Raw genomic sequence first — 25,477 nt, 5'->3', positions numbered from 1 at the left:
GATAAAATAGTTCGGGCGCAAAAAGACACGGGAAAGCTTTCATAGCTTTCTCTTTTTCTTAGAAAAGAGGGTATTACTACCATGAACGACAATATACATGGCTACATTGAGTCCTTGCTTCAGCCACGGACCGGCCTGCTCGCAGAAATGGAGCAATATGCGGCCGAGCATCACGTTCCGATTATGGAGCCGGTTGGCATGGACACGCTTTTAGCAGCGATGAAGCTGCAAAAACCAGGCCGCCTGCTTGAGATTGGCACAGCGATCGGGTATTCGGCTCTGCGGATGGCAACAGCGGTTCCCGGGCTTCACATTACAACGCTTGAGCGTGATGAAGAACGATTTGATAAAGCCACTCAATACATCAGCCAGTCAGGCGAGCAAAGCCGGATCCGAATCCTGTTAGGCGATGCGCTTGAACTAGCGGAACAGGCAGCGGAAGACGGACCGTTTGACGCCATCTTTATCGATGCGGCAAAAGGACAGTATCGCCGCTTTTTTGAATTATACGAACCGATGCTAAAGCCGGGCGGCGTTATTTATTCAGACAACGTGTTGTTTAAAGGGTACGCTGCTGGAATAGAGGCACCGTCGAAACGACTTGAGAAAATGGTACAAAAAATTACAGATTATAATGAATGGCTGATGGCTCATCCTGGATATGATACATCCATTATCCCGGCCGGTGATGGAATTGCCATCAGCATAAAACGGAGTGAAGAAAAATGAAAAAACCAGAATTGCTCGTAACACCAGGCAGTGTTGATGAACTGGTCAAACAAATAAAAGCAGGTGCGGATGCTTTTCTTATTGGAGAGCAGCGTTATGGACTGCGCCTTGCAGGTGAGTTTACCCGCGAAGAGATTAAGGAATCTATTCGTATTGCACATGAACACAGTAAAAAAGTGTATGTGGCGGTTAATGCAATTTTTCATAATCATATCGCGAACGAACTGGACGACTATGTAATGTTTTTAAAGCAAGCAGGTGCGGATGCGATCGTGTTCGGTGATCCGGCAGTGATTATGGCGGTTCGCGAAACAGGCGTGGAAATTCCCCTGCACTGGAATCCGGAAACAACGGCGACCAATTATTACACAGCAAACTACTGGGGCAAACGAGGGGCGGCCCGTGCCGTGCTTGCACGGGAACTCAGCATGGATGCAGTCATTGAAACAAAAGAACAGGCGGACGTTCAAATTGAAGTGCAGGTTCACGGGATGACATGCATGTTTCAATCAAAGCGGCCCCTTTTAGGCCACTACTTTGAATATATGGGTAAAAACCTGGAGATCGAAAAGCGGCAGGGTGCAAAAAATATGCTGCTTCACGACCCAGAACGCAGCAACAAATATCCTATTTACGAAGATGCTAACGGAACCCATATTATGAGTCCGAATGATATGTGCATCATCGATGAACTACAGGAACTTGTTGAAGCAGGCATTGACTCTTTTAAGATTGACGGCGTGCTTCAAACAGAAGAATACCGCCTTGAAGCAACGAAATTGTATCGAAAAGCCATTGATTTGTGTGTTGAAGACCCAGACCAATATGATGAGGAAAAGAACAGCCTGCTTGAGGCAGCAGAAGCACTGCAGCCAGAGCATCGCCCACTTGACTCAGGCTTTTTCTTTAAAGAGACGGTTTATTAACAAAGGAGGAAACGGAAATGAACGGATTGATAAACGATGCGATCTCCGAGATTGTTGACGGCAAACGGGTCATTGTGAAAAAGCCAGAGCTTTTGGCACCGGCTGGAACACTTGAAAAATTGAAAATTGCCGTCCGCTACGGAGCAGATGCGGTATATATCGGCGGACAGGAGTATGGCCTTCGCTCAAATGCTGGTAACTTTACATTTGAAGAAATGAAAGAAGGCGTTGCGTTTGCTAAAGCTTACGGAGCAAAAGTGTATGTAACCACCAACATTTTTGCCCATAACGAAAATATCGATGGCCTGGAAGACTACCTGCGCGGGGTTGGCGAAGCAGGTGTGACCGGTATTATCGTAGCAGATCCGCTTATTATTGAAACATGCCGCCGTGTAGCACCAAATGTGGAAGTTCATTTGAGTACACAGCAGTCTCTTTCAAACTGGCGCGCAGTGAAATACTGGAAAGACGAAGGTCTTGACCGTGTTGTACTTGCCCGTGAAACAACAGGGGAAGAAATGCGCCTGATGAAAGAAAAAGTAGATATTGAAATTGAAACATTTATTCACGGAGCGATGTGTATTGCTTACTCAGGCCGTTGTGTACTAAGTAACCATATGACTGCCCGTGACTCCAACCGCGGAGGCTGCTGTCAGTCTTGCCGTTGGGATTATAACCTGGTAGAAATGGAAGATGGCACAGAAACAGCAATCACCCAGGAAAGCGATTCACCATTTGCGATGAGTCCAAAAGATTTGCGTCTGCTGCAGTCTATTCCGGGTCTGATTGAACTTGGTATTGACAGCTTGAAAATTGAAGGACGTATGAAATCGATTCACTATGTAGCGACAGTCGTTGGGGTATATCGAAAAGTCATTGATGCATACTGTGCAGATCCTGAAAACTTTACCATTAAAGAAGAATGGCTTGAAGAGCTGGAGAAATGTGCAAATCGCCCGGCAGCACCAGCATTTTTTGCCGGAACACCAGGAGCTGACGAACAGCTTTTCGGTATTCACGGTAAAAAAGCATCCCATGACTTTACGGGACTCGTTGTAGATTACGATGAAGAAACACAAATGGTCACATTGCAGCAGCGTAATTTTTTCCGTCCGGGAGATACAGTAGAATTTTTTGGTCCAAAATTGGAGACATTCCAGCAGGTAGTAGGCACGGTTATGGACGAAGACGGAAATGAACTGGATGCAGCACGTCACCCGCTTCAAATTGTTCGTTTTAAAGTAGACCGTCCTGTTTCAAAAGATGACATGATGCGGAAAGGGCTGTGAGGTTGATGAGTAAAAAGCCGATCATTATCGGCGTTGCGGGCGGCTCTGGCTCTGGTAAGACAAGCGTTGCCCGTGCGATTTATGACTTTTTTCAAGGTGGCTCAATTATGATGATTGAGCAGGATTACTATTACAAAGATCAATCGCATCTTACATTTGAAGAGCGGTTGAAAACGAATTATGATCATCCGCTTGCATTCGACAATGACTTACTGATCGAGCAGGTAAATGAGCTGATCAAGGGCCGCCCGGTTCAAAAGCCGGTATATGATTATGCAAAGCATACGCGTTCCGCAGAAACGATTCGCCTTGAGCCAAACGATGTCATTATTTTAGAGGGCATTCTTGTTCTTGAGGACGAGCGGCTGAGAGACCTCATGGATATCAAACTATTTGTAGATACAGATGCAGATTTGCGTTTTATTCGCCGGTTAACGCGTGATACAAAAGAACGAGGCCGGTCACTGGATTCCGTTGTAGAACAGTATACAGAGGTAGTCCGCCCGATGCACAATCAGTTTATCGAGCCGACAAAGCGATATGCAGATGTGATTATTCCTATTGGCGGAGAAAACAAAGTTGCCATTGATTTATTAATTGCAAAAATACAAACAATTCTTGAACAAAAAGACATTTTATAGTATGTTTTTAGAAAACAGGCATACAATGGGAAAAACGCGCGCCTTCTCTAAAGTAGAAGGGGCGCGCTCATATTTAAGTGCTTTTTTTGGTGAACATTAAAGGAGTGGAAGAAGTTGTCGAACGAAAAAGTATACCCGATGACACGGGAAGGTAAAGAAAAGCTGGAGCAGGAACTTGAGCATTTAAAATCAGTTAAGCGTAAAGAAGTAGTGGAGCGTATTAAAATTGCCCGCAGCTTCGGCGACCTGTCAGAGAACTCTGAGTATGACTCAGCAAAAGAAGAGCAGGCGTTTGTGGAAGGACGAATCGGTACCATTGAAACAATGATTCGTAACGCAAAGATTATCGAAGCGAGTGAAATGAGTGCTGATGAGGTATCGCTTGGCAAAACCGTAACATTCATTGAACTTCCTGATGGTGAAGAAGAAAGCTACACGATTGTCGGAAGCGCGGAAGCGGATCCATTTGAAGGGAAAATTTCAAACGACTCACCGATTGCCAAAAGCATGATCGGCAAACGAGTGGGCGATAAAGTGATTGTTCAAACGCCTGCTGGTGAAATGAACGTAAAAATCATTTCCATCGATTAACATAAAAAAGCGCAAAAGGCGCAGGCCTTTTGCGCTTTTTTGCGTAAAAACATTTATCCGTTAAACGAGACATGTTAAAATGAAAGCGGAATGAGGAGGAGAAGCAAATGGAACAATCGTCGCGTGCCGAGCGCAAAACAAAGCGGAGAAAAACAAATCGCATTTTAAATACAGCTATTGCGGTTGTAGTATTGCTTATTGTCATCGTTGGGTTTACCATCTTTGCAGGTGGAAATGACGAGGAAACGGCAGCGCCGGAAACAGCGCCGGAAACAAAGCAAGATCAATCAACCGCGGTTTCCGATGAGGAAACAGAAAAAGAGCAGGCTGCTGATACAACGGAGGAACCGGCTGAAACAGAGGAGCCGGTGGAGGAAAAAGAACCGAGTGAAACCGAGAAAGAATCAGCAGACGAAGAAAAAGAAGTAGTGGTTTCTGAAGGTACGGAACCGAATGTGGAAAAAGAGATTGTGGATCCGAACTGGGAGGGTGTAGGTACAACTCAATCGGGTGCGCATACATCTTCATTTGAAATGGATTCAACTGACTGGGAGGAAAAAGAACAAGCCCTGGCTTATGCAACAGGTATTCCACAGGAAGACATGACTGTATGGTACATTAGCGGAAACGGCCCTCAAGGAGCAATTGGAACAGTATCGCCGAAATCAAACCAGGATGAAGCGTATCGCGTATATATCGAATGGGTAGACGGTGAGGGCTGGAAGCCGACAAAAGTGCAAGAGCTTGAAGAAAATGATAAAGGCCGCTAAAAACCCGCTTTGCCGGCGGGTTTTTTTACGGATTTTATAAAGGGAGTGCAATGAAATGAAAGCAGCGATTATTGGAGCAATGGAAGAAGAAGTAACGATTTTACGCAGTAAAATGCAAAATACGGAAGTGACAATGATTGCCGGCAGCGAGTTTACGATTGGCCAGCTCCATGGTGTCGAAACAGTATTGCTTCGCTCGGGGATCGGCAAAGTAAATGCGGCGATGACAACAGCCGTATTAATTCATGAATTCAAACCGGATGTGCTCATCAATACAGGTTCAGCCGGTGGTTTGTCTCCTGAACTGCAGGTAGGGGATGTAGTGATCTCAACGGAAGTCCGCCATCATGATGTAGATGTAACGGCTTTTGGTTATGAATACGGCCAGGTGCCACAGCTCCCAGCCGCATTCGCAGCAGACGAACAACTAGTTGATATTGCCTTTAAAGCATCCAAAGAGGATACGGAGCTAAAAACAGTAAAAGGACTTATCGCAACAGGTGATTCCTTTATGAATGATCCGGTGCGTGTACAGGAGATTGGAGAAATTTTTCCTGGCCTTCAAGCCGTTGAAATGGAAGCGGCTGCCATTGCGCAGGTGGCTCACCAATTTGGCGTGCCGTTCGTTGTGATCCGGGCGCTTTCAGATATTGCAGGAAAAGAATCCAATGTTTCATTTGAACAGTTTTTGCCAAAAGCGGGGCTGCATTCTGCTAACCTTGTGATGAAAATCGTGGCGCAGCTTCAAAACGAGCAATAATCAAACAAAAAAAGTATATTTTATGTTAAAGTATTTGTAAGAAACAAGGCGGATGAAAAAGGAGAGATGTAACAGTGATTATGATGATTATGGGGCTTCTTTTAGCTACGGTGACAGGTGTTATGATCTCTGTTTCAATCGATTGAGGAAAAGTGATTCGAAGGGTGCTCCATATCTTTTGGAGCCCTTTTTTGTTTTGCTTGAAGCCGTTTAAACTCCTGCATCATTTTAGCCAGAGCTCTTTTCTCGATGCGGGAAACATAGCTTCTTGAAATATTCATTTTAGCTGCGATTTCACGCTGTGTTTCATCCTGATCGTTCATTAAACCGTAGCGCGCAGCAATGACAGACAACTCCCGTTCATCAAGAACAGAAAGGCACTTTTTCATTTGCTCAATATCCATTTGAAGGGACAGGCGGCCTGCGACGTCCTCATCCTCAGTTTTAAGTAAATCAAGAAGGCTGATCTCATTTCCTTCTTTGTCACGGCCAACGGGATCGTAAAGAGAGACATCCTTTTTGGTTTTCTTAAGGGAGCGGAAATGCATGAGAATTTCATTTTCGATGCATCTTGCCGCATATGTCGCCAGTTTGGTCCCTTTTTTGCCGGAATAGCTTTCGATGCCTTTAATTAAGCCAATTGTTCCGATAGAAATTAAATCCTCTGTATCATGGTGTGTTTTTTCAAATTTTTTAACGATATGAGCTACCAAACGCAAATTATGCTCAATCAGCTTGGCCCGCGCGTTGCGGTCGCCCTGTTCGTGAAGCGCTAAATACTTTTGTTCTTCTTCTGCACTGAGCGGCTGAGGAAACGCGTTATGCTTCACATAAGAGACGAAAAAAACCGCTTCTTTCAGTAAAAAAGAGAGAGCGGCTGCTAGTTCAATCATGATGATCCCTCCTTTATAGGCATCATATTCGGAGGGGGAGATGGCTATTCCTTTTTAGCACCTTTTTGCGACTGGATAGCCCGTCGTTTCATTTCTTTTTCCATTAAAGCCAGAAAGTCATCGTTTAATTTTAGCTTTGCAGCTTTTTTATAAGAAGAAAGAAGCAAGTGATCGGATAATGAGTGCATAATCTGTCATCTCCAATGTCATTAATAATTATTTTTTTTAGTTTAACAAAAAAAACCATTAAGAACAATTGTTCTTTTTTCCACAGCGTTCAGTGGATAAGTGAGGATAATGAATGGAATAACTAGAGTAAGCCCTTGAAACAGCTGTGTTAATTTGTGAATAAGGTTATCCACAGGTTAAGATAATAAGAAATATGTCGAAAAGTTTTTGTTCTTAATATTACTTTGTCACATATGAAAAAATCGGCTATGATAGGAGAAGCAAACGAATAGTAGGGGTGTACATTGTGCTGAAATTATTTTTGCCGAATGAACAGGTAAAAAGTGTGCTCGAAATCCAGCCCGAGCGTCTTAAACAAAAAGGAATAAAAGCGATCATTACCGATCTTGACAATACGCTTGTTGCCTGGGACAGACCGGATGCAACGCCTGAGCTTTTAACTTGGTTTCAAAAAATGCGTGAAGCGGGCATTAAAGTGCTGATTGTTTCAAACAATAATCAAAAGCGGGTCAGCACGTTTTCAACGCCGCTTGATTTGCCTTTTATTTTTGAAGCGAAAAAGCCGATGGGTCGTGCTTTCAGAAAAGCGATCAAGCTTTTAAATGTCCGAAAAGAAGAAACGGTTGTAATTGGAGACCAGCTGCTGACAGATGTATTTGGCGGCAACCGAAGTGGAATTTATACCATTTTGGTTATTCCGATTGCAGCGACAGATGGATTTTGGACGCGCATTAACCGGAAAGTAGAAAGACGATTGATGGCTTTTTTCCGGCGTAAAGGTATGATTCAATGGGAGGAACGAAAGCAATGAGTGAAATAATAACATGTGACGGCTGCGGCGTTCATATTCAAACAGCTGATCCAAATGCACTTGGTTATGCGCCGGCGGCTGCGCTGGAAAAAGAAACAGTTGTCTGCAAACGATGCTTCCGTTTAAAGCATTACAATGAAGTGCAGGATGTGGAACTTACCGACGATGACTTTTTGAAAATCTTAAATACAATCGGTGGAACGGATTCATTGATCGTAAAAATAGTTGATATTTTTGATTTTAATGGAAGCTGGCTGCCGGGACTGCATCGTTTTGCTGGCAAAAATCCGGTACTGCTTATTGGGAATAAGTCAGACCTACTGCCGAAATCCGTGAAAAAAGAGCGGGTTATTCATTGGATGCGCCATGAAGCAAGCCAGCTCGGATTAAAGCCGATTGATGTTCTGCTGACAAGCGCGTCAGAAGGAAAAGCGATCCGTGATGCAGCGGATGCCATTGAGCATTATCGAAATGGCCGCGATGTATATGTAGTGGGTTGTACAAATGTTGGAAAATCAACATTTATTAATCGAATCATACAGGAAATTACAGGAGAAGGGGACATTATTACAACGTCTCATTTTCCGGGTACCACGCTGGATATGATTGAGATTCCGCTTTCTGATGGCCATGCGCTTATTGATACACCGGGAATTATTAATCGTCATCAAATGGCGCACTTCGTCGACAAAGAAAATTTAAAGTATTTGCTGCCAAAGAAAGAAATTAAGCCAAAGGTATTTCAACTAAATGAGGAACAGACTTTATTTTTCGGCGGATTGGCCCGTTTTGATTATTTGTCTGGAGGACGTCGTTCATTTATTTGTCATCTTTCGAATGAAATTGATATTCACCGTACAAAGCTGGAAAAAGCAGATGCTCTGTATGAAAACCATGCCGGAGAATTGTTGAAGCCAGCCGGACATGGTGGAGCACCGCTTGAATTTGTTCGCCAGGAATGGACCGTTAAAGAGGCGAAAACGGACATTGTTTTCTCTGGGCTCGGCTGGATTACAGTAAATGAGCCAGGGGCAAAAGTAGCCGCATATGTGCCAAAGGGAGCCGCTGTTACTTTACGCAAGTCGTTAATTTAGGAGTGGGGGTTGTCGCGTGAAAAAGCTATATGGGGTTATAGGCGATCCAATTGGGCATTCTATGTCGCCTGATATGCATAATGATTCATTTAGTGCGCTTCAAATTGATGCGCACTATCAGCCCTTTCATATTAAAAGTGAAGATTTAAAAACAGCGGTTGCAGGCATGAAGGCAATCGGTCTCTCAGGCTTTAACGTGACCGTACCGCATAAAACAGCCATTATGCCGCTTTTAGATGAGATAGACCCGCTTGCTCAGGCAATTGGGGCGGTAAATACAGTTGTGCGAGAAGAGAACCGCTTCATCGGGTATAATACAGATGGAGAAGGGTTTGTTCGCGGACTGAACGAGGAGTACGGGAGCTCTGTGCTCGATAAAAAAATTGCAATCATTGGCGCGGGCGGTGCGGCACGGGCGATCTATTATACACTCAGTCAGCAGGGATCCATACGGGTAGATATCGCTAATCGAACCCCGGAAAAAGCGGAAGAACTGAAAAATCGGTGTCCATATCCGGTTGAGACGGTTCTTTTATCTCTGGAGGAGTTAGAAAAGCAGCTCGGTCATTATGATATTCTTATTCAAACAACATCCATTGGTATGTCACCGAAAGTAAGCGAAACGCCAATCAGCGTCGCAAATATTCGGCCAGATGCCTTTGTATCAGATATCATTTACAATCCAGCAGAAACCATGATTATGAAAGAAGCAAAGAAGCAGGGCGCCCGTGTGCAAAACGGTTTGAAAATGTTTGTTTATCAAGGCGCGCTTGCTTTTGAAAAGTGGACAGGCGTCCTGCCTGATCCAAAACGTATGCAAAAAATAGTAGAGGATAAACTTGGAGGTACATCATGTTAACAGGAAAACAAAAACGATTTTTACGGGCGGAAGCGCATCATTTAGACCCGATTTTTCAAGTGGGCAAAGGCGGCGTTAATGAAAATATGACAACGCAGATTGCAGAAGCACTTGAAGTGCGTGAATTGATTAAAGTGAGTATTTTACAAAACAATGAAGATGATAAACATGAGGTGGCAGAGGCATTGGCGAAGGGAGCAAAAGCAGAACTTGTTCAGTTGATCGGCCACACAGTTGTGCTATACAAAGAATCAAAAGAAAACAAAAAACTTGTTTTGCCGCGATGAAAAAAGCAGGTATTTTAGGCGGGACTTTTAATCCGCCGCATGTTGGCCACTTAATTGCTGCTAATGAGGTTTTGCATGCACTTGATTTAGACGAAATTCGCTTTATGCCAAATTCACTTCCGCCGCATAAAAAGCTGGCTGGACATGTTGAGGATGAACATCGCCTGCATATGACAGAGCTTGCCATTGAAGAAAACCCGTCCTTTCAAATCGAAACGATTGAAATAGAGCGTGCTGGCGTATCGTATACGATTGATACAATGCGGGAATTGATAAAGCGAGAACCGGATACGTCGTTTTATTTTATTATTGGAGCGGATATGATTGAATATTTGCCGAAATGGCGGGACATTGATGAATTAAGCCGGCTTGTTACCTTTGTGGGCGTCAAGCGGCCTGGTTATTCAACAAACTCTTCTTATCCGGTGCTGTTGATTGATACACCAGAAATTCATTTGTCATCGACGATTCTCCGGGAAAAAGCAGCGTCCAGCCAAACGCTCCATTATCTGATGCCGGAAACAGTCATTCGGTATATAAAGGAGAATGGCTTATATGGAGCGTAGCAGAGCACTTGAGCTTGTGAAAAAGCAGTTAACGGATAAGCGGTATATGCATACGCTGGGTGTAACAGAAACAGCTATCCAGCTGGCGAACCGCTACGGGGCAGATGTTCAAAAAGCAGAGCTGGCCGCTATTTTTCATGATTATGCAAAATTTCGTCCGAAAGAAGAAATGAAGCAGATTTTAATAAACGAGAGAGAAGACGAGCGGCTTCTTGCGTTTCACCATGAGCTTTGGCATGCGCCAGCGGGAGCTGTACTGGTGCACAGAGAAGCAGGAATCGAAGACAAAGATATACTCTCTGCTATCCGCTGGCATACGACAGGAAAACCGGGTATGACCTTGCTGGAAAAAATCATCTACCTGGCAGATTACATTGAACCAGGCCGGGCATTCCCGGTTGTGGAAGAAGTACGGGCGATTGCAAAGCAAAGTTTGGACGCGGCCGTTTTAGCAGCTGTAAAAAATTCAATTCTTTTTTTAATGAGTAAAAAACAACCGGTTTTCCCGGTAACCATGGATACGTATAATGATCTTATTCAGAATGGAGACGATGGTTAATTGACAGAGCAACAGCAATTATTACAGGTAGTAACGAAAGCAGCAGATGATAAGCGGGCGGAAAATATTACAGCCCTTAACATGGAAGGCATCTCACCAGTCGCAGATTACTTCGTTATTTGTCATGGTAATTCAGATAAGCAGGTACAGGCTATTGCCCGTGAAGTAAAAGAAAAAGCAGAAGAGCTTGGCTTTGATATCCGGCGGATGGAAGGGTTTGATGAAGCACGCTGGGTATTGATTGACATTGGTGATGTAGTCGTTCATGTTTTCCATCGTGACGAACGGGTTTATTATAATCTGGAACGCCTCTGGGGCGATGCACCACACGTTGATGTGCTGATGTCATGAGTTACAACCGGTTTGCTTCTGTTTACGATGCTCTCATGCATGATGCACCGTATGATGAGTGGGAAGCGTATTTACAAGGAGAAGTAAAGGGAGGTTCTCTTCTTGATGTCGGCTGCGGGACAGGTGAACTGGCCGTTCGTTTTGCCCGGACAGGATTTCAAGTAACCGGAATTGATCTTTCTGATGATATGCTGGCTATCGCCCACGAAAAAGCGGCAGCAAATGGGATGAACATTCCGCTGTTTCAACAGGATATGCGCGAGCTTGAGGGGATTGGTTTATTTGATACTGCAGTCATTTTCTGCGACTCGCTCAACTACTTGCAAACAGAAGATGCTGTGAAACAAACATTTCAAGCAGTATTCGATCATTTAAAAGAAGACGGTTTATTTTTATTTGATGTTCATTCGTCTTTTAAAATGAATAAAGTTTTTTTAGCGCAGACTTTTGCAGACGCGGCAGAAGATATATCCTTTATATGGAATTCATTTCCGGGAGAACATCCAAACAGTGTAGAGCATGAATTAACATTTTTCGTGCAAACGGAGAGTGGAGATTACGAGCGCTTTGACGAACTGCACTATCAGCGTACTTTTGGCACGGAAAAATACGCCCAATGGCTTAAAGAAGCCGGTTTTACTGTGGAAGCGATCACGGCCGATTTTACAAATGATGCACCGACATCGGAATCTGAGCGTATTTTTTTCAAAGCAAGAAAGAGCAGTCGTTAAGCTGCTCTTTTTTTTTGTTAAGATTGTGTAAAGATAAAAGGAAAAAGAAGAAATATGTCGAAATTAATCCATAATGCCAAATGCGGCAGATGCCTCTTTTCTATCTTCAGCAGCTTTTTGCTGTGTCATTCTGCAAAGCGATGCGAATAATTCGCCAGCCTCTGATTCAATTACCGTAAGACCCCGTCCTGTTACCCCTCCTTTTGCAGCTGTTCGTTCTGTTAACATTTCCAGCGTCCAATGTTTTTGTTTCAACAACTCCCCCAGACCAATCATCATGTGAAACGCCAGTGTCTCTGCCTGGCTTTTTGTTAATCCATATGTGACAGCCTCATCTGCATACATGACTGCCATTTTTGAAAAAAAGGCAGGTCCGCATCCAGTTAAATCGGAGGCAGCCCTTATAATGTTATCATCTGTTTCAAGCGCAACGCTGGCAATTTGGTTTAACAGCCCCGTTACTGTTTGCTGCCAATCAGTTTGGCAGGAGTCTCCAAAAGAATACAGTATCCCTCCAGAAGCTGCCGTATTTGTTACAGAAGGAATGACCTTCCCACAGGAGCAGGGAATAATGGATTCCATTTGCTTCGTTGAAACAGCGCTTGCCGTGGAAAGAACACAATGTGACTTCGTTAAAAAAGGAGCAATCGATTCAAGAAGAGGTTTTAAATCAGGCTGCCGAACACAAACAAAAATCAACTCGGCTTTTTGAATCACTTCTTTTGTATTCTGGCATACCTGCACGCCCGGAAACATGGCTTTTAAATGCATGGCTTTTTCCATTGTACGGTTATAAAGGATAATATTTTCGGGCTCGGCAGCAGAAGCAAACATGAGCGCTTCTGTCAAAACGGTGCCAATACTTCCTGTACCAATAATTCCAATGTTCATGCTTGCATTCACCCTTTCTTGTTCATCTAAACACTGTATGCGTTCTATTAATAATTATGAAAGTGAATTGGAGGAGAATGAATGAATACGCAGGAAATCATAAAAAAGTATAAAATTCCCGCTGCAGCAGGGACCGTGTTAGCCATTGCTTTTTTGTACAGCTTAACAAAAGAAGAACCTGCCCCCCTTCCTCCAGAACCGGCGGCACTTGTAGAAGAAGCAAAAGCAGAACCCGAGGCTCAGGAAGCAGCTTCCGCACAGGCCCAGCCTGTTGAGGTAGCCATCGATGTAAAGGGAGCTGTATCTATGCCAGGTATTTATGTACTGTCTAGTGATCAGCGGGTTAATGATGCCATCAACAGAGCAGGAGGACTTACTGAAAAAGCGGATGTCGATGCCATCAATTTGGCACAAAAAGTACAGGATGAAATGGTGGTCTACGTACCGGCAGAGGGAGAGGAGGTGCCGGCTGTTCAGCAGCCTCCTCTTTCATCTGCGCCCTCAGGCAATGAGACCTCCAGCGATTCAACGGCCATTAATATCAATACGGCAGATTCTTCGCTGCTTCAAGAACTGCCAGGCATAGGGGAATCTAAAGCGCAGGCCATTATCGATTTTAGAGAAACAGAAGGGGCTTTTACAGCAGTGGAGGATTTAAAGGAGATAGCAGGCATTGGTGATAAAACATTTGAAAAGCTGGCACCTTTGATTACGGTTCAATGAAGGTTTGACGAATAGAAGCGTCTATCGATAAACTAAAGAAGAAACGGGTCACAGACCGGAAGAAAAAGAAAAGAGGTTTTGAAGATGGAAAGAAAAAGCTGGGATGATTATTTTTTAAATATAGCAGAGGTGGTGGCTACTCGTTCAACCTGTAATCGGCTTCATGTAGGCTGCGTTATTGTAAAAGACAAACATATTGTGTCTACGGGCTATAATGGCTCCATTCACGGGCATGAACATTGCCAGGAAGCAGGCTGCCTATTATCAGATCAAGGACGGTGTATTCGCTGCCTGCATGCCGAGTTGAATGCAGTGCTTCACGCAGAGCGCGATAAGCTGAAAGGGGCGGCTGCTTATGTCACGCATGAACCGTGTGAAAACTGTGCAAAAACACTTGCTCAGGCTGGTGTGGCGCGAATTATCTATCGAAATGCATATCCGAACAAGTGGAACAGCCATTTTCTAAAAGACATTGAGGTTATACATGTTCCTGCTGAGTAAAGGATGATAATGTATGCTTTTTCTGCAAATGAGTACGGCAGCGCTCGCGGCGATTTTGCTTTTCACACAGCCACCGTGGCCTGCGTCTTTGCTGGTTATGTCAATAAGTGTTTTATTAGCTTTTCATGCGGACAAGCGTACATGCTTTTGGATGCTCGGTACGTTTGCACTGTTTTGCTGTACTATGTCATTTCAGGAAACAAGGAATCAGTCTGTTTTTACAGGGGAAGAAAAAGATTGGATCATTTCTTTTACGGATGATGTGCGTATCGATGGTGACCGGCTAATTGCGGGTGTAAGTGAAAGTCGATCTCAAGAGATGCTCCGGTTAACGTACCGCATCGAATCAAAAGAGGAAAAAGAGCTTTTAAAAAGTCATCTGGTTCCCGGTTTAACCTGCCGAATTCAGGCGGATGCAGACTTTCCAAACGAAGCCAGGAATCCGGGGGAATTTGATTATCGATCTTATCTTGAGTCAAGCCGGACCTTTTTTGTTCTTACCCCTGAACGAATTCCTCTTGATCAATGTGCCCTGGATCAATCGCTTCGCTATATACCTGCTGCCTGGCGCACGGCTTCTATCAGCCACATTCATAAATTTTTTCCTGAGCCGCTTTCCCATGTGGCAGCCGCCCTATTGTTTGGCGATCGTTCAGCTGGGTCAGAAGAAACAATAGAGGACTATGAGCGCCTCGGCATTGTTCATATTTTATCGATTTCCGGTTTGCACGTGACACTCCTGACAGGACTTCTTTTTTATATATTGATTCGTGCAGGTGTGACCCGGGAGCAAGCGAGGATTTTTTTATTAGCCGCACTGCCGCTTTATGTACTCCTGGCGGGTGCTTCTCCCCCAGTCGTGCGTTCTTGTTTAATGACAGGAGCCATTTTGCTTACTTCTTTTCGGACAAGAACATTATCTGCTTCTGGGGCTCTTGGCGTTTCTTTTTTGATTATGACTCTTTGGAATCCATTTGTAATCTTCCAAGCCGGTTTTCAGCTTTCTTTTCTTGTTACCTTTGCTCTCGTGTTATCTACTGGCGTTATTTTAAAACAAGCAAGAAATTCGATTGAGCTTTCTTTGTACGTTTCTGTTTTATCCCAATTAGCTGCCCTGCCAATCCTGTTGTTCCACTTTGCAGAGCTTTCCATTATTTCGCCCTTGGCGAATCTCCTGTTTGTTCCGTTTTATTCCTTTCTTATGCTGCCTGTGCTTCTTCTGTTATTTTCCCTTTCTTTTTTCATTCCTATTTCCACTGTCGCTTCCCTTACAAATAAAGGGCTGCTTGTCATGGACAAGCTGGCTGCCACGATGTCAGATTGGCCGTTTGCTGTACTTGTAACGGGGCAGCCAGGAATGAAAGCCGCCGCTTTTTTTGCCGCCGTCTCTATCCTCTCTCTTTTTTTATGGGAGCAGATGAAAAGCATGAAAGCAAGTCTTATTGTATGTAGTGCAGTATTAATCGGTTTTGTTTTATTCAATCGATATTCGCCGCATGGACAAATCACATTTTTGGATATTGGGCAGGGAGACAGTATTTTTATTCAACTACCGCACAATGAGGGCCATTACTTAATCGATACGGGCGGTCATATACCATTTGAAAAAGAAGAGTGGAGGAAGCGGAAGAAAGAATTTTCAGTAGGAAGGGATACGGTCGTTCCCTTTTTAAAAAGAGAAGGCGTGGTGAAACTCGATAAACTCATTCTTACACATGCAGACGCTGACCATGCCGGTGCAGCTGCAGAAGTTCTTCGGTCTATTCCTGCAGAAGAGATTATCATTTCACCAGGATCAGCAGAAGTAGACGTAATAGCAGATATTATTGGAGCCGGTCTGAAAGTGCGGGAAGGGATGGCGGGAGAAAGTTGGGGGACAGAAAGTGCTGTTTTTCAATTTTTAGCGCCGGATGATCGTGAATATGAAGGAAATAATGACTCGCTCGTCCTTTACGCTGAAATAGGCGGAAAAAAATGGCTGTTCACGGGGGACCTTGAAAAAGAAGGGGAAGCTGAGCTGATTGAGCAGTACAGCTTCCATGTTGACTGGCTGAAAGTAGGTCACCATGGAAGCAAAACCTCTTCCTCTGCTTCGTTCGTGCAGGCCATTCGGCCTCAAATTGCTGTTATATCGGCAGGACTGAATAATCGCTATGGACATCCACATAAAGAAGTTATTGATACGCTGGAAAAAGAAGGAGTTGCGGTATATCGTACAGACCAGCATGGGGCTGTAACATATAGATTCAAAGGGACAAAGGGAGAAATTGAAACCGTTATTCGAAAGCCATAAAAAAGCCCCGTCCTCTTAACAAGAACGAGGCTTTCGTGAATCAACCAACCAGCTGAATCACAGTGGCAAGGATAAACATCGTAGCAAAAAAGCCAAATGAAACAATAAAGCCTACACCAGAATCTACAGCATCGTTACGCTTTGATTGAACATTTTTCTCGAAATCGTTCACCATTATCCCTCCCATTTTCTTTTAAGTATAGACAATAACAGTCCAAAAATCTATATAATGCCAATGCTTTTCAATCGGCTGCAAGACAATGTTTAAAGAAGCTCCATCTTGCGTATTAGATTTATTTTTTCTAAAATGAAAACAGAAATAGAATGGAGTCGAGTGAATGGATGTATTAAAAGAATTGAAGAATGGCCGGTTTCGTTCCGTTTATTTGCTATATGGACCGGAGCAGTATTTCATAGAGGAAGCGCGCCAGCTGCTCCTAAAAGGAGCCCTGGACGGGGAAGATACGGATTTAAATGTCACTTCCTTTGATATGACAGAAGTGCCGGTAGAAGCGGCCATTGAAGAAGCGGAAACATTGCCGTTCCTGGGAGACAGGAAGCTGGTGTTTATTCAGAATCCGATTTTTTTCACAGCTGAAAAATCAAAAATAGAGCATGATACCAAAAGGCTTGAACAATACCTGCAGGACCCTGCTCCTTTTACAATTCTTGTTTTTCAAGGAAGGTTTGAAAAGCTGGACGAGCGAAAAAAATTAACAAAGCTCATTAAAAAACAGGCCGGCATCTTGGAAGCAAAACGTCCAGCTGAACGGGAATTGTCCGGCTGGATTAAAGGAAGAGCAGCAGAAGAGGGTGTCATGATAGAAGATGCAGCGATTCATCAGCTTCTGGCTATTGCCGGGTTTAATTTATCTGTTCTGTCGATGGAAATCATGAAGCTTGCTCTTCATGCTGGACGTGGAAATGAAGTGACGGAAGCGGCAGTAACCACTCTGACCGCCCGTACGCTGGAAAGTGATATCTTTCGGCTGGTAGACCGTATTGTCACAGGGCATTTACCTGAAGCGCTGCGCATTTACTATGATTTAATTCGTTTAAATGAAGAGCCGTTAAAAATTCTCGCTGTGATAGCGAGTCAGTTCCGGCTTATTTACCAGGTAAAAGAATTAATGAAAAAAGGCTATGGACAGCAGCAAATAGCCGCACAGCTGAAGGTGCATCCTTTCCGGGTAAAAATAGCGGGAGGGCAGGCCCGGGCATTTTCAGAGAGCCAGCTTGCTGTCGTTGTGCAAATGCTTGCAGAAAGTGATTATGAGATGAAAAGCAGCGCAATGGATAAAAAAATGATTGTGGAACTGTTTTTTTTCCGGCTGCAGACGCTTGTACAAGCAAAATAAAAAAAGTGTCCAGTTTGGACACTTTTTTTATTAGTTAGCCAGCTTTTTCATAAGACGGCTTTTTTGACGGTTCGCAGCGTTTTTGTGGATAAGGCCTTTTGCTGCAGCTTTATCTAGTTTGCTAACTGCTTGTACAAGCAATTCTTTTGCGTTTTCGTCATTATTAGCAGCTGCTGTTTCGAACTTTTTCACCGCGCTACGCATAGCAGATTTCGCTTGCGTGTTGCGTGCTGAACGAATTTGAGCAGTTTTTGTGCGTTTGATGGCAGATTTAATATTTGGCATTTACTGTCACCTCCTAAAATGGATCGAACTTTTATTCGTACCCGATTATCAATCATTATTGAATTAAACAACAAGAAGTATTTTAGCAAAGGAATAAAAGAAATGCAATAGAAATTCGCTGTAAAGGAATAAACTTTTACACGCATGGGCAAACTGTGAAAAAAATGGAGGGTGATGCAAATGGGAAAATGGTCTCCACGCACAGATTTGGCCATAGAATCCGCTTTAATTGCTGAACAGCAAACAGGAAGCAAAGTGCCAGGAATTGAAATGAAAGAAGAAGAAAAAGAAGGAACAAAGGTAACAACGGTTGAGATCACAAAAGAAGCCGAACAGATAACAGGCAGAAAAGCCGGGCACTATGTTACGGTCGAATCCGCTGACTTGCGTAAATCTGATTCATCCCGTCATGCAGCAATCAGCCGCGTTGTCGCAGAAGAAATTCGTTTGTTTGTAAAAGGAGCAGGTATTCCAGAAGATGCTTCTTGTTTAGTTGCAGGGCTTGGAAATGAACTGGTAACACCGGATTCTCTTGGACCGCGTGTGACAGACCGGCTGATTGTCACCAACCATTTGTTTAAGCTGCATCCTGAGCATGTTCAGCCCGGCTACCGCCCGGTCAGCGCGATTTCTCCCGGCGTTATGGGAATGACCGGGATTGAGACGGGAGATATTTTGCTTGGCTTAATTGAACGTGAAAAGCCGGATTTTCTTGTTGTCATTGATGCGCTCGCGGCTCGTTCGATCGAAAGGCTGAACGCAACGATTCAAATGACGGATACAGGCATTCAGCCGGGAGCTGGAATCGGAAACCGCCGAAAAGAAATCAGTCGTGAAACAGCAGGTATCCCGGTAATCGCCATTGGCATTCCCACTGTCATTGATGCTGCTACCGTCACGCGTGACGCAGTGGAAATGGTGATGGATCATCTGCAGGAAAAAAGCGGACGCGGAGACGAAGAATGGAAGCGGTCGTTTTTAGGAAATATTGGTCTGCTGGATGAAAATGAAAAACATCAATTAATTCATGAAGTGCTGACCCCGACAGGTTTAAATATGATCGTATCACCAAAAGAAGCAGATATGTTTATTCAAGGAGCAGCAGCGGTCGTCTCCAGTGCATTGAATGAATCCCTTCATAACCGTCCACCGGAAGAAACACGATCTTTTTTTGCAGGCTGAATCATGGTCTGCTTTTTTTCATTTATGCATAAGGTAAAAGGACAAGAGCTGAAAAGGGGATGGCGACAATCCTTTTGCACAAAAAAAAGCATATACCATACTGGCTTATTCCGGCTTACGCCTGCTTGGTGGTCATGCCGTTTTGGACGGCAGGATTTTTAACGGTTATGCCGTTTTCGTATCATTTTACCTCCCAATCTATGAGCCGGGCGGCATCGGAAATTCCCGTTGCTCACTTTTACCAGCTTCTGCATTTGGAAAACCATGCATTTCACTCGGATGAAAAAGTGGGACAAGGCACAATGGGGTGGGTAGATACTGCATTTCAATCGGCTGCTGGGATCAGCCTGCGCGATCCACGTACGTTTTTGGGAAGAGAACTGCCAGGCTTTTCGATTTACGATGGGCAAATTTTAATTGCCGGTCAAGGAACGGATTATACGAATATGCCAGTTGAATCAAACAAGCCGGATGATCTTCCAGTTCCTAAACCATCGGAGCCAGATCCAAAAGAACCGCAAGAAAACGAGCTGCCGGTAGGAGAAGAAAAAGTTCTTCTTTACTTCACGCACACGTCTGAATCTTTTACTCCTGGCAATGGACAAGCCCCTTTGAACATTACAGAAGTAGGGACAATGATTGGAAAAGAGCTTGAATCAAAAGGAATCGGTGTATCGGTCAATAAAACAGATATTGGTGCGCTGCTAAATAAGAAAGGAAAAAAATACAGTGCTTCTTATGAAGAATCCCGTGCTGTGGTAGCCGCGGTGCAAAAAAGTCAGCCTGCTTTGTCCTACCTTATTGACGTGCATCGCGATTCACAGCGCAAGGATATTACGACTGCCCGCATCAATGGGAAGGATATGGCAAAAACTGTTTTTGTGGTTGGCGGCGAGCATCCCGGGTATGAAGAAAATGCCCGGTTTGCGTCGGAGCTCCACAAACTTTTTGAACAATACTATCCCGGCCTCTCACGCGGTGTTATTGTAAAATCGGGCAGCCAGACAAACGGAAAGTTCAACCAGGATCTTTCAAACCGGGCTATGCTCATTGAAATGGGCGGCGTTGACAATACGCGTGAAGAACTAGAAAGAAGTGCGACTGCATTTGCTGATATTTTAGCTCGTTTTATTAAAGCGGAACAAAATGAATAGCTTGTTCATTTAATGTTCGTTGTCAATTGCATAACGCGCTGATATAATCACAATAGTATCTATGTGCCGATAAACAGGAGTGAACATTGACATGAACAACAACGACCGACTAGAACGGCAGGAGCGCATTCGCAATTTCTCGATCATTGCCCACATTGATCATGGGAAATCGACGCTTGCTGACCGTATTTTAGAACAAACAAAAGCTTTAACAGCACGTGAAATGAAAAGCCAGCTTCTTGATTCTATGGATCTTGAACGGGAGCGGGGCATTACGATCAAATTAAATGCCGTGCAGCTGAACTATACGGCAAAAGATGGGCAGGACTACATTTTTCACTTGATTGACACACCGGGACACGTCGATTTCACATACGAAGTTTCAAGAAGCCTTGCGGCGTGTGAAGGCGCGATTCTCGTTGTCGATGCAGCACAAGGAATTGAAGCGCAGACACTTGCTAACGTTTATTTAGCGCTTGATAATGATCTTGAAATTCTACCGGTTATTAATAAAATTGACCTGCCGGCTGCAGAACCGGAGCGTGTACGTCAGGAAGTAGAAGACGTGATCGGCCTGGATGCCTCAGAAGCGGTTCTTGCCTCTGCCAAAGCAGGTATTGGGATTGAGGAAATTTTAGAGCAGATTGTTGAAAAAGTACCTGCACCAAAGGGAGATCCGGAAGCGCCGCTCAAAGCGCTTATCTTTGACTCGCTTTACGACGCATACCGTGGGGTTATCGCGTATATTCGCGTGGTAGATGGAACAGTAAAGGTCGGCGACAAAATCAAAATGATGGCGACTGGCAAGGAGTTTGAAGTAACCGAAATTGGTGTTTTCACCCCGAAAACAACACAGCGGAAGGAACTGACAGTCGGTGATGTTGGCTACCTCGCTGCGGCGATTAAAAATGTCGGCGATACACAGGTAGGGGATACGATTACATCGGCGAAAAACGGTGCTACAGAAGCGCTTGCTGGTTATCGAAAGCTCAATCCGATGGTGTACTGCGGTCTTTACCCAATTGACTCCTCTAAATACAATGATTTACGTGAAGCGCTTGAAAAGCTTGAGTTAAATGATTCGGCTCTTCAATATGAGCCGGAAACATCACAGGCTCTTGGCTTTGGATTCCGCTGCGGATTCCTTGGTCTTCTTCACATGGAAATCATTCAAGAGCGTATTGAGCGTGAGTTTAAAATTGACTTGATTACAACAGCGCCAAGTGTTATTTACCAGGTAACAATGACAGATGGAGAAGAGCTTCGAATCGATAATCCATCTGACATGCCGGACCCACAAAAAATTGCGCACGTTGAAGAACCATATGTAAAAGCATCGATCATCGTGCCGAATGACTATGTCGGAGCAGTAATGGAGCTTGCTCAGGGGAAACGCGGCATTTTTATTGATATGCAGTATCTTGATACAAACCGCGTCAGCGTTATTTATGAAATGCCGCTGTCTGAAATTGTGTATGACTTCTTTGACCAGCTGAAGTCGAGTACGAAAGGCTATGCCTCATTCGACTACGAGCTCATTGGCTACAAGCAATCCAAGCTGGTGAAGATGGATATTTTGCTGAACGCGGAAACTGTCGATGCACTCAGCTTTATTGTTCACCGCGATTTTGCTTATGAACGCGGAAAAGTTATTGTTGAAAAGTTAAAAGAATTAATTCCGCGCCAGCAGTTTGAGGTGCCGATTCAAGCGGCGATCGGCAACAAAATTGTTGCCCGGTCCACGATCAAAGCCATGCGTAAAAACGTTCTGGCCAAGTGCTATGGCGGGGATATTTCCCGGAAACGAAAGCTGCTTGAGAAGCAGAAGGAAGGGAAAAAGCGCATGAAGCAGGTTGGATCTGTTGAAGTGCCGCAGGAAGCATTTATGGCCGTATTAAAAATGGATGACCAGCAGAAATAATAAAAAACGAAGGTGCCCGGGTTATACGGGTATCTCAGAGCGCAGACACCGGAAGAAAGCAGGCTGATTGAAAACGTCTGCCTTTCCAGGAACGAAGCCGTTCGGGAAGCGGAGTGACCTTTTCGGGTCATAAGCATTCACGCGCGGCGAGTGACGCCGAAAGCGGGCGTTTGTCAACAGCCTGAGGTGCCCGGATTACGGGCACCTTCCTTTATGTATAGAAAGGCGTGAACACAGTGACAAAAGCAGCATATGTTCATATTCCGTTTTGCCATCATATTTGTCATTATTGTGATTTTAATAAAGTATTTATGAAAAACCAGCCAGTGGAACAGTACTTGGATACACTTGATCGGGAAATGGGCATGGCTGATGTTAAGAAAGGATTACAATCGATTTTTGTTGGAGGTGGAACGCCCACATCTTTGAATGAGGCACAGCTTTTTGAGCTGGTCGAGTCAATCAAACGCCGGCTCCCTTTGTCGCCAGATGCTGAATATACATTTGAAGCGAATCCAGGCGACTTAACACCTGAAAAACTGCGCATCTTAAAAGAAGGTGGCGTAAACCGGCTCAGCATTGGCGTTCAGTCGTTTAACGACGCTCATTTAAAGCGAATTGGCCGCACCCATACAAAAGAGGATGTCCTGCGTACCGTTCGTGACGCAGAACGGGCTGGCTTTGATAATTTAAGCATTGATTTAATTTATGGCCTGCCGGAGCAGACGGTCGACGATGCAGTGGATACTGTAAAGCAGGCGCTGGCACTTGGACTTCCACATTACTCTGCTTATTCGCTTATCATCGAGCCGAAAACCGTCTTTTATAATTTAATGGCAAAAGGCCGCCTTCCGCTTCCTAAGGAAGAATCGGAAGCGGATATGTACGAAGCGGTTATGCGAGAAATGGAACTGCAGGGACTTCACCAATATGAAATCAGCAACTTCGCTCAGCCGGGATTTGAGAGTCTCCATAACATTACGTATTGGAATAATGACGAATATTATGGATTTGGTGCCGGTGCGCACGGGTATGTAAATGGTGAACGGTACGCAAATTTTGGCCCGCTTAAAAAATACATGGAGCCGCTTGAGCGTGGTGAATGGCCGCGAATGTCTTCTCAGCAGGTCACAAAGCAGGAGCAGATGGAAGAAGAAATGTTTCTGGGTCTACGTAAAACAGACGGAGTGTCTATTTCTACGTTCGAAAAACAATACGGTGAAAATCCCATTCATTTGTTCCAAAAAGCAATCGGTGAAATGACAGGCCGTGGACTGCTGCAAATAAAAGGGGATTCAATTTGTTTAACGCACCGTGGAAAGTTTCTCGGTAATGAAGTATTTCAATCTTTTTTAATTGAAGCATAAATATGAGCGTACTCGTTGACAGACAAAAAGGATTTTGATAATTTAAATGTAGATTTAGCACTCAAATACAAAGAGTGCTAACAGAGGTGATAAACGTGCTGACAGACCGCCAACTTTTCATCTTGCAGATTATCATTGACGATTTTATTCGTTCGGCGCAGCCAGTCGGTTCACGCAATCTTGCCAAGAAAGAGGATGTTTCCTTTAGTCCGGCTACCATTCGTAATGAAATGGCTGATTTAGAGGAAATGGGCTTTTTGGAAAAAACGCATACCTCATCCGGCCGTGTGCCGTCGGAAAAAGGCTATCGATATTATGTGGATCATCTGCTTTCGCCAGGCTCACTGAGGCGCAGCGAACGGACAGCTATTCATTCTATTTTCGCCGACAGGCAGGAAGGACTTGAAAAAGCTGTTCAAAATGCAGCGACGATTTTGTCGGAACTGACAAGCTACACATCGATCGTTCTTGGGCCAAAATTTAATGACCACCGGGTTAAAAACCTGCAGATTATTCCTATTGATGCCCAGTCGGCTGTTGCCATTATCGTAACGGATACAGGGCATGTTGAAAACAGAATCTTCTCGCTGCCGGAAGGAATTGAACCAGCAGACATTGAGAAAATGGTCAATATTTTAAATGACCGCCTGACCGGTGTTCCGTTGTCAGAGCTCCGCCAAAAAATTTACAAAGAAACAGCGGAATTAATGAGACGGCATCTTCGGAACTATGAGGCTGTATTGAATATGTTTGCAGAAGCATCCGGCGGTTCGCCAATTGGCAAGCTGTTTATTGGAGGCAAAACAAACATTTTCAACCAGCCGGAATTTCGAGATGTAGAAAAAGTCCGCCTCGTCATGGATATGATGGAAAAAGAACAAGACATGTATGAATTGATCCGCCCGACAGAAGCCGGTGTTCAAGTGAAAATCGGTACGGAAAATGCGGAGCAGGCAATGGAAGACTGTAGTTTGATTACAGCTTCCTACTCCGTTGGTGATGAACCGGTTGGCACTATTGCCATTCTTGGTCCAAAACGAATGGAATATTCCCGAGTGATTACACTCGTTGACTTTTTAAGTCATGATATGACGAATGTGCTGACGCGTCTTTACAATACGCGAATATAAATTGATGACGAATGTTGGAGGTGGCATCAGTGGCAGAAAAACAAAAGCCATTGACGGAAGAAAAACCAGCTGATGAGGCGGTTTCTTCCATCGAAGAACAAGAGGCCGTTGAAGTAGAGGCGGACCAAATGATTATTGAAGAAGCTGAAGAATCAAAAGAAGAGCAACTTCAAAAGCAGCTTGAAGAGTCTGAAGACCGCTATCTTCGCCTGCGGGCAGATTTTGACAATTTCCGGCGCCGGGCTAATCTAGACCGGGAAGCACAGGAAAAATACCGTGCACAAAAACTGGTAACCGAGCTTCTGCCGGTGCTTGATAATTTTGAACGGGCACTTCAGGTGACACCAGAGCATGATGAAACAAAATCTGTTCTTCAAGGGATGGAAATGGTGTATAAAACACTCGTTACCGCGCTTGAAGGCGAAGGTGTAAAGCCAATTGAAACAGTCGGCAAGCCATTTGATCCGACTGTCCATCAAGCAGTGATGACAGACAGCGATGACTCAGCTGAGCCAAATGCTGTTTTAGCAGAGCTGCAAAAAGGCTATACATTAAAAGATCGGGTTATTCGCCCATCCATGGTAAAAGTGAATCAATAAATTTATTTGATAAGCAATGATTTCAGG

Annotated in this window: 30 protein-coding genes; 25 read left to right on the top strand and 5 right to left on the bottom strand. The window is 44.3% G+C overall.

What is annotated here, in order from left to right; genetic code table 11:
• The first annotated feature begins 81 nt into the window (after nt 1-81).
• The 7 genes from VP97_RS06765 to mtnN all read left to right on the top strand — a co-directional run bounded on the left by VP97_RS06765 (nt 82) and on the right by mtnN (nt 5,706).
• Nucleotides 82-729: an O-methyltransferase gene (locus VP97_RS06765; protein WP_050180965.1), complete on the top strand. Its 648-nt coding sequence runs from the start codon at nt 82-84 to the stop codon at nt 727-729.
• A complete protein-coding gene (locus VP97_RS06760) occupies nt 726-1,655 on the top strand; it encodes a peptidase U32 family protein (protein WP_050180964.1) in 930 nt (309 codons plus the stop codon). The genes VP97_RS06765 and VP97_RS06760 overlap by 4 nt, the downstream gene beginning before the upstream one ends.
• 17 nt (nt 1,656-1,672) lie before the next feature.
• Nucleotides 1,673-2,944, top strand: a complete 1,272-nt coding sequence (locus VP97_RS06755; RefSeq protein ID WP_050180963.1) for a peptidase U32 family protein — start codon at nt 1,673-1,675, stop codon at nt 2,942-2,944.
• A 5-nt stretch (nt 2,945-2,949) separates the two neighbouring features.
• On the top strand, nt 2,950-3,585 hold the full coding sequence (gene udk, locus VP97_RS06750; protein WP_050181005.1) for a uridine kinase: 636 nt from the start codon (nt 2,950-2,952) through the stop codon (nt 3,583-3,585).
• Between the two features lie 114 nt (nt 3,586-3,699).
• Complete coding sequence (greA, locus tag VP97_RS06745; protein ID WP_050180962.1) at nt 3,700-4,176, top strand: transcription elongation factor GreA; 477 nt, start codon at nt 3,700-3,702, stop codon at nt 4,174-4,176.
• 107 nt (nt 4,177-4,283) lie between these two features.
• The gene (locus tag VP97_RS06740) at nt 4,284-4,946 is read left to right on the top strand and encodes a YrrS family protein (protein WP_050180961.1); all 663 of its coding nucleotides are present in this window, start codon (nt 4,284-4,286) and stop codon (nt 4,944-4,946) included.
• A 55-nt stretch (nt 4,947-5,001) separates the two neighbouring features.
• The gene (mtnN, locus tag VP97_RS06735; protein WP_050180960.1) at nt 5,002-5,706 is read left to right on the top strand and encodes a 5'-methylthioadenosine/S-adenosylhomocysteine nucleosidase; all 705 of its coding nucleotides are present in this window, start codon (nt 5,002-5,004) and stop codon (nt 5,704-5,706) included.
• Nucleotides 5,707-5,840: 134 nt separating this feature from the next.
• Here the strand turns inward: mtnN and sigK are convergent, their stop codons facing one another.
• Together sigK and sda are read right to left on the bottom strand one after the other, a co-directional pair.
• The gene (sigK, locus tag VP97_RS06730; RefSeq protein WP_050180959.1) at nt 5,841-6,599 is read right to left on the bottom strand and encodes an RNA polymerase sporulation sigma factor SigK; all 759 of its coding nucleotides are present in this window, start codon (nt 6,597-6,599) and stop codon (nt 5,841-5,843) included.
• A gap of 44 nt (nt 6,600-6,643) precedes the next feature.
• Complete coding sequence (gene sda / locus VP97_RS06725) at nt 6,644-6,787, bottom strand: sporulation histidine kinase inhibitor Sda (RefSeq protein WP_050180958.1); 144 nt, start codon at nt 6,785-6,787, stop codon at nt 6,644-6,646.
• Between the two features lie 287 nt (nt 6,788-7,074).
• Between sda and VP97_RS06720 the strand changes: the two genes are divergently transcribed.
• Genes VP97_RS06720 through VP97_RS06685 form a run of 8 tightly spaced genes read left to right on the top strand, consistent with a single transcriptional unit; the run spans nt 7,075 to nt 12,046 of the window.
• A complete protein-coding gene (locus tag VP97_RS06720) occupies nt 7,075-7,599 on the top strand; it encodes a YqeG family HAD IIIA-type phosphatase (protein WP_050180957.1) in 525 nt (174 codons plus the stop codon).
• Entirely contained in the window at nt 7,596-8,693 is a 1,098-nt protein-coding gene (yqeH, locus tag VP97_RS06715; protein ID WP_050180956.1) for a ribosome biogenesis GTPase YqeH, read from the top strand. Before VP97_RS06720 ends, yqeH begins: the two co-directional genes overlap by 4 nt.
• Nucleotides 8,694-8,709: 16 nt before the next feature.
• Complete coding sequence (aroE, locus tag VP97_RS06710; RefSeq protein WP_050180955.1) at nt 8,710-9,552, top strand: shikimate dehydrogenase; 843 nt, start codon at nt 8,710-8,712, stop codon at nt 9,550-9,552.
• Complete coding sequence (yhbY, locus tag VP97_RS06705; RefSeq protein WP_050180954.1) at nt 9,546-9,839, top strand: ribosome assembly RNA-binding protein YhbY; 294 nt, start codon at nt 9,546-9,548, stop codon at nt 9,837-9,839. The genes aroE and yhbY overlap by 7 nt, the downstream gene beginning before the upstream one ends.
• Nucleotides 9,836-10,405, top strand: a complete 570-nt coding sequence (locus tag VP97_RS06700; RefSeq protein WP_050180953.1) for a nicotinate-nucleotide adenylyltransferase — start codon at nt 9,836-9,838, stop codon at nt 10,403-10,405. Before yhbY ends, VP97_RS06700 begins: the two co-directional genes overlap by 4 nt.
• Nucleotides 10,395-10,964: a bis(5'-nucleosyl)-tetraphosphatase (symmetrical) YqeK gene (gene yqeK, locus VP97_RS06695; RefSeq protein WP_050180952.1), complete on the top strand. Its 570-nt coding sequence runs from the start codon at nt 10,395-10,397 to the stop codon at nt 10,962-10,964. The genes VP97_RS06700 and yqeK overlap by 11 nt, the downstream gene beginning before the upstream one ends.
• Nucleotides 10,965-11,315, top strand: coding sequence for a ribosome silencing factor (gene rsfS, locus VP97_RS06690; RefSeq protein ID WP_050180951.1), 351 nt, complete (start codon nt 10,965-10,967; stop codon nt 11,313-11,315).
• On the top strand, nt 11,312-12,046 hold the full coding sequence (locus tag VP97_RS06685; RefSeq protein WP_050180950.1) for a class I SAM-dependent DNA methyltransferase: 735 nt from the start codon (nt 11,312-11,314) through the stop codon (nt 12,044-12,046). Before rsfS ends, VP97_RS06685 begins: the two co-directional genes overlap by 4 nt.
• A 63-nt stretch (nt 12,047-12,109) precedes the next feature.
• Here VP97_RS06685 and comER read toward each other — a convergent pair whose 3' ends face one another.
• Nucleotides 12,110-12,937 carry a late competence protein ComER gene (gene comER, locus VP97_RS06680; protein ID WP_050180949.1) on the bottom strand — a complete coding sequence of 276 codons (828 nt, stop codon included), beginning with the start codon at nt 12,935-12,937 and terminating at the stop codon, nt 12,110-12,112.
• Between the two features lie 81 nt (nt 12,938-13,018).
• Between comER and VP97_RS06675 the strand changes: the two genes are divergently transcribed.
• The 3 genes from VP97_RS06675 (at nt 13,019) to VP97_RS06665 (ending at nt 16,454) form a co-directional block, all read left to right on the top strand.
• Nucleotides 13,019-13,660 (top strand): helix-hairpin-helix domain-containing protein, encoded by a 642-nt coding sequence (locus VP97_RS06675; protein WP_050180948.1) that lies wholly within the window; start codon nt 13,019-13,021, stop codon nt 13,658-13,660.
• 84 nt (nt 13,661-13,744) lie between these two features.
• Nucleotides 13,745-14,161, top strand: a complete 417-nt coding sequence (locus VP97_RS06670; protein WP_050180947.1) for a deoxycytidylate deaminase — start codon at nt 13,745-13,747, stop codon at nt 14,159-14,161.
• A 13-nt stretch (nt 14,162-14,174) separates the two neighbouring features.
• Entirely contained in the window at nt 14,175-16,454 is a 2,280-nt protein-coding gene (locus tag VP97_RS06665) for a DNA internalization-related competence protein ComEC/Rec2 (RefSeq protein ID WP_050180946.1), read from the top strand.
• A 40-nt stretch (nt 16,455-16,494) separates the two neighbouring features.
• Here VP97_RS06665 and VP97_RS23220 read toward each other — a convergent pair whose 3' ends face one another.
• Nucleotides 16,495-16,626, bottom strand: a complete 132-nt coding sequence (locus VP97_RS23220) for a YqzM family protein (protein ID WP_082220272.1) — start codon at nt 16,624-16,626, stop codon at nt 16,495-16,497.
• 166 nt (nt 16,627-16,792) lie between these two features.
• Here VP97_RS23220 and holA point away from each other — a divergent pair, with 166 nt between their 5' ends.
• Entirely contained in the window at nt 16,793-17,812 is a 1,020-nt protein-coding gene (gene holA, locus VP97_RS06660) for a DNA polymerase III subunit delta (protein ID WP_050180945.1), read from the top strand.
• 30 nt (nt 17,813-17,842) lie between these two features.
• Here the strand turns inward: holA and rpsT are convergent, their stop codons facing one another.
• Nucleotides 17,843-18,097: a 30S ribosomal protein S20 gene (gene rpsT, locus VP97_RS06655; RefSeq protein WP_045851032.1), complete on the bottom strand. Its 255-nt coding sequence runs from the start codon at nt 18,095-18,097 to the stop codon at nt 17,843-17,845.
• Between the two features lie 180 nt (nt 18,098-18,277).
• On the opposite strand from rpsT, the gene gpr reads away from it, so the two are divergent.
• From gpr to grpE, 6 genes are all read left to right on the top strand, one after another.
• Nucleotides 18,278-19,279 carry a GPR endopeptidase gene (gene gpr / locus VP97_RS06650; RefSeq protein WP_050180944.1) on the top strand — a complete coding sequence of 334 codons (1,002 nt, stop codon included), beginning with the start codon at nt 18,278-18,280 and terminating at the stop codon, nt 19,277-19,279.
• 59 nt (nt 19,280-19,338) lie between these two features.
• The gene (gene spoIIP / locus VP97_RS06645) at nt 19,339-20,433 is read left to right on the top strand and encodes a stage II sporulation protein P (protein ID WP_050180943.1); all 1,095 of its coding nucleotides are present in this window, start codon (nt 19,339-19,341) and stop codon (nt 20,431-20,433) included.
• Nucleotides 20,434-20,524: 91 nt separating this feature from the next.
• On the top strand, nt 20,525-22,354 hold the full coding sequence (gene lepA, locus VP97_RS06640) for a translation elongation factor 4 (protein WP_050180942.1): 1,830 nt from the start codon (nt 20,525-20,527) through the stop codon (nt 22,352-22,354).
• Nucleotides 22,355-22,590: 236 nt separating this feature from the next.
• The gene (hemW, locus tag VP97_RS06635) at nt 22,591-23,721 is read left to right on the top strand and encodes a radical SAM family heme chaperone HemW (protein WP_050180941.1); all 1,131 of its coding nucleotides are present in this window, start codon (nt 22,591-22,593) and stop codon (nt 23,719-23,721) included.
• A 95-nt stretch (nt 23,722-23,816) separates the two neighbouring features.
• The gene (hrcA, locus tag VP97_RS06630) at nt 23,817-24,851 is read left to right on the top strand and encodes a heat-inducible transcriptional repressor HrcA (RefSeq protein ID WP_050180939.1); all 1,035 of its coding nucleotides are present in this window, start codon (nt 23,817-23,819) and stop codon (nt 24,849-24,851) included.
• A 29-nt stretch (nt 24,852-24,880) separates the two neighbouring features.
• Complete coding sequence (gene grpE, locus VP97_RS06625) at nt 24,881-25,450, top strand: nucleotide exchange factor GrpE (RefSeq protein WP_245629849.1); 570 nt, start codon at nt 24,881-24,883, stop codon at nt 25,448-25,450.
• Nucleotides 25,451-25,477: the final 27 nt, after the last annotated feature.

The sequence above is a fragment of the Domibacillus robiginosus genome (assembly GCF_000966195.1).
Classification (GTDB): domain Bacteria; phylum Bacillota; class Bacilli; order Bacillales; family Domibacillaceae; genus Domibacillus; species Domibacillus robiginosus.
The sequence above is the reverse complement of the archived record's forward strand: the minus strand, read 5'-3'. Positions and strand labels throughout refer to the sequence as shown.

Bases quoted from the DNA above. Each gene is read 5' to 3' on its own strand.
- VP97_RS06765 (WP_050180965.1), top strand. From the start codon at position 82: ATGAACGACAATATACATGGCTACATTGAGTCCTTGCTTCAGCCACGG.
- VP97_RS06760 (WP_050180964.1), top strand. From the start codon at position 726: ATGAAAAAACCAGAATTGCTCGTAACACCAGGCAGTGTTGATGAACTG.
- VP97_RS06755 (WP_050180963.1), top strand. From the start codon at position 1,673: ATGAACGGATTGATAAACGATGCGATCTCCGAGATTGTTGACGGCAAA.
- udk (WP_050181005.1), top strand. From the start codon at position 2,950: ATGAGTAAAAAGCCGATCATTATCGGCGTTGCGGGCGGCTCTGGCTCT.
- VP97_RS06740 (WP_050180961.1), top strand. From the start codon at position 4,284: ATGGAACAATCGTCGCGTGCCGAGCGCAAAACAAAGCGGAGAAAAACA.
- mtnN (WP_050180960.1), top strand. From the start codon at position 5,002: ATGAAAGCAGCGATTATTGGAGCAATGGAAGAAGAAGTAACGATTTTA.
- sigK (WP_050180959.1), bottom strand. From the start codon at position 6,599: ATGATTGAACTAGCAGCCGCTCTCTCTTTTTTACTGAAAGAAGCGGTT.
- sda (WP_050180958.1), bottom strand. From the start codon at position 6,787: ATGCACTCATTATCCGATCACTTGCTTCTTTCTTCTTATAAAAAAGCT.
- yqeH (WP_050180956.1), top strand. From the start codon at position 7,596: ATGAGTGAAATAATAACATGTGACGGCTGCGGCGTTCATATTCAAACA.
- yhbY (WP_050180954.1), top strand. From the start codon at position 9,546: ATGTTAACAGGAAAACAAAAACGATTTTTACGGGCGGAAGCGCATCAT.
- VP97_RS06700 (WP_050180953.1), top strand. From the start codon at position 9,836: ATGAAAAAAGCAGGTATTTTAGGCGGGACTTTTAATCCGCCGCATGTT.
- yqeK (WP_050180952.1), top strand. From the start codon at position 10,395: ATGGAGCGTAGCAGAGCACTTGAGCTTGTGAAAAAGCAGTTAACGGAT.
- VP97_RS06685 (WP_050180950.1), top strand. From the start codon at position 11,312: ATGAGTTACAACCGGTTTGCTTCTGTTTACGATGCTCTCATGCATGAT.
- comER (WP_050180949.1), bottom strand. From the start codon at position 12,937: ATGAACATTGGAATTATTGGTACAGGAAGTATTGGCACCGTTTTGACA.
- VP97_RS06675 (WP_050180948.1), top strand. From the start codon at position 13,019: ATGAATACGCAGGAAATCATAAAAAAGTATAAAATTCCCGCTGCAGCA.
- VP97_RS06670 (WP_050180947.1), top strand. From the start codon at position 13,745: ATGGAAAGAAAAAGCTGGGATGATTATTTTTTAAATATAGCAGAGGTG.
- VP97_RS06665 (WP_050180946.1), top strand. From the start codon at position 14,175: ATGCTTTTTCTGCAAATGAGTACGGCAGCGCTCGCGGCGATTTTGCTT.
- holA (WP_050180945.1), top strand. From the start codon at position 16,793: ATGGATGTATTAAAAGAATTGAAGAATGGCCGGTTTCGTTCCGTTTAT.
- rpsT (WP_045851032.1), bottom strand. From the start codon at position 18,097: ATGCCAAATATTAAATCTGCCATCAAACGCACAAAAACTGCTCAAATT.
- gpr (WP_050180944.1), top strand. From the start codon at position 18,278: ATGGGAAAATGGTCTCCACGCACAGATTTGGCCATAGAATCCGCTTTA.
- spoIIP (WP_050180943.1), top strand. From the start codon at position 19,339: ATGGCGACAATCCTTTTGCACAAAAAAAAGCATATACCATACTGGCTT.
- lepA (WP_050180942.1), top strand. From the start codon at position 20,525: ATGAACAACAACGACCGACTAGAACGGCAGGAGCGCATTCGCAATTTC.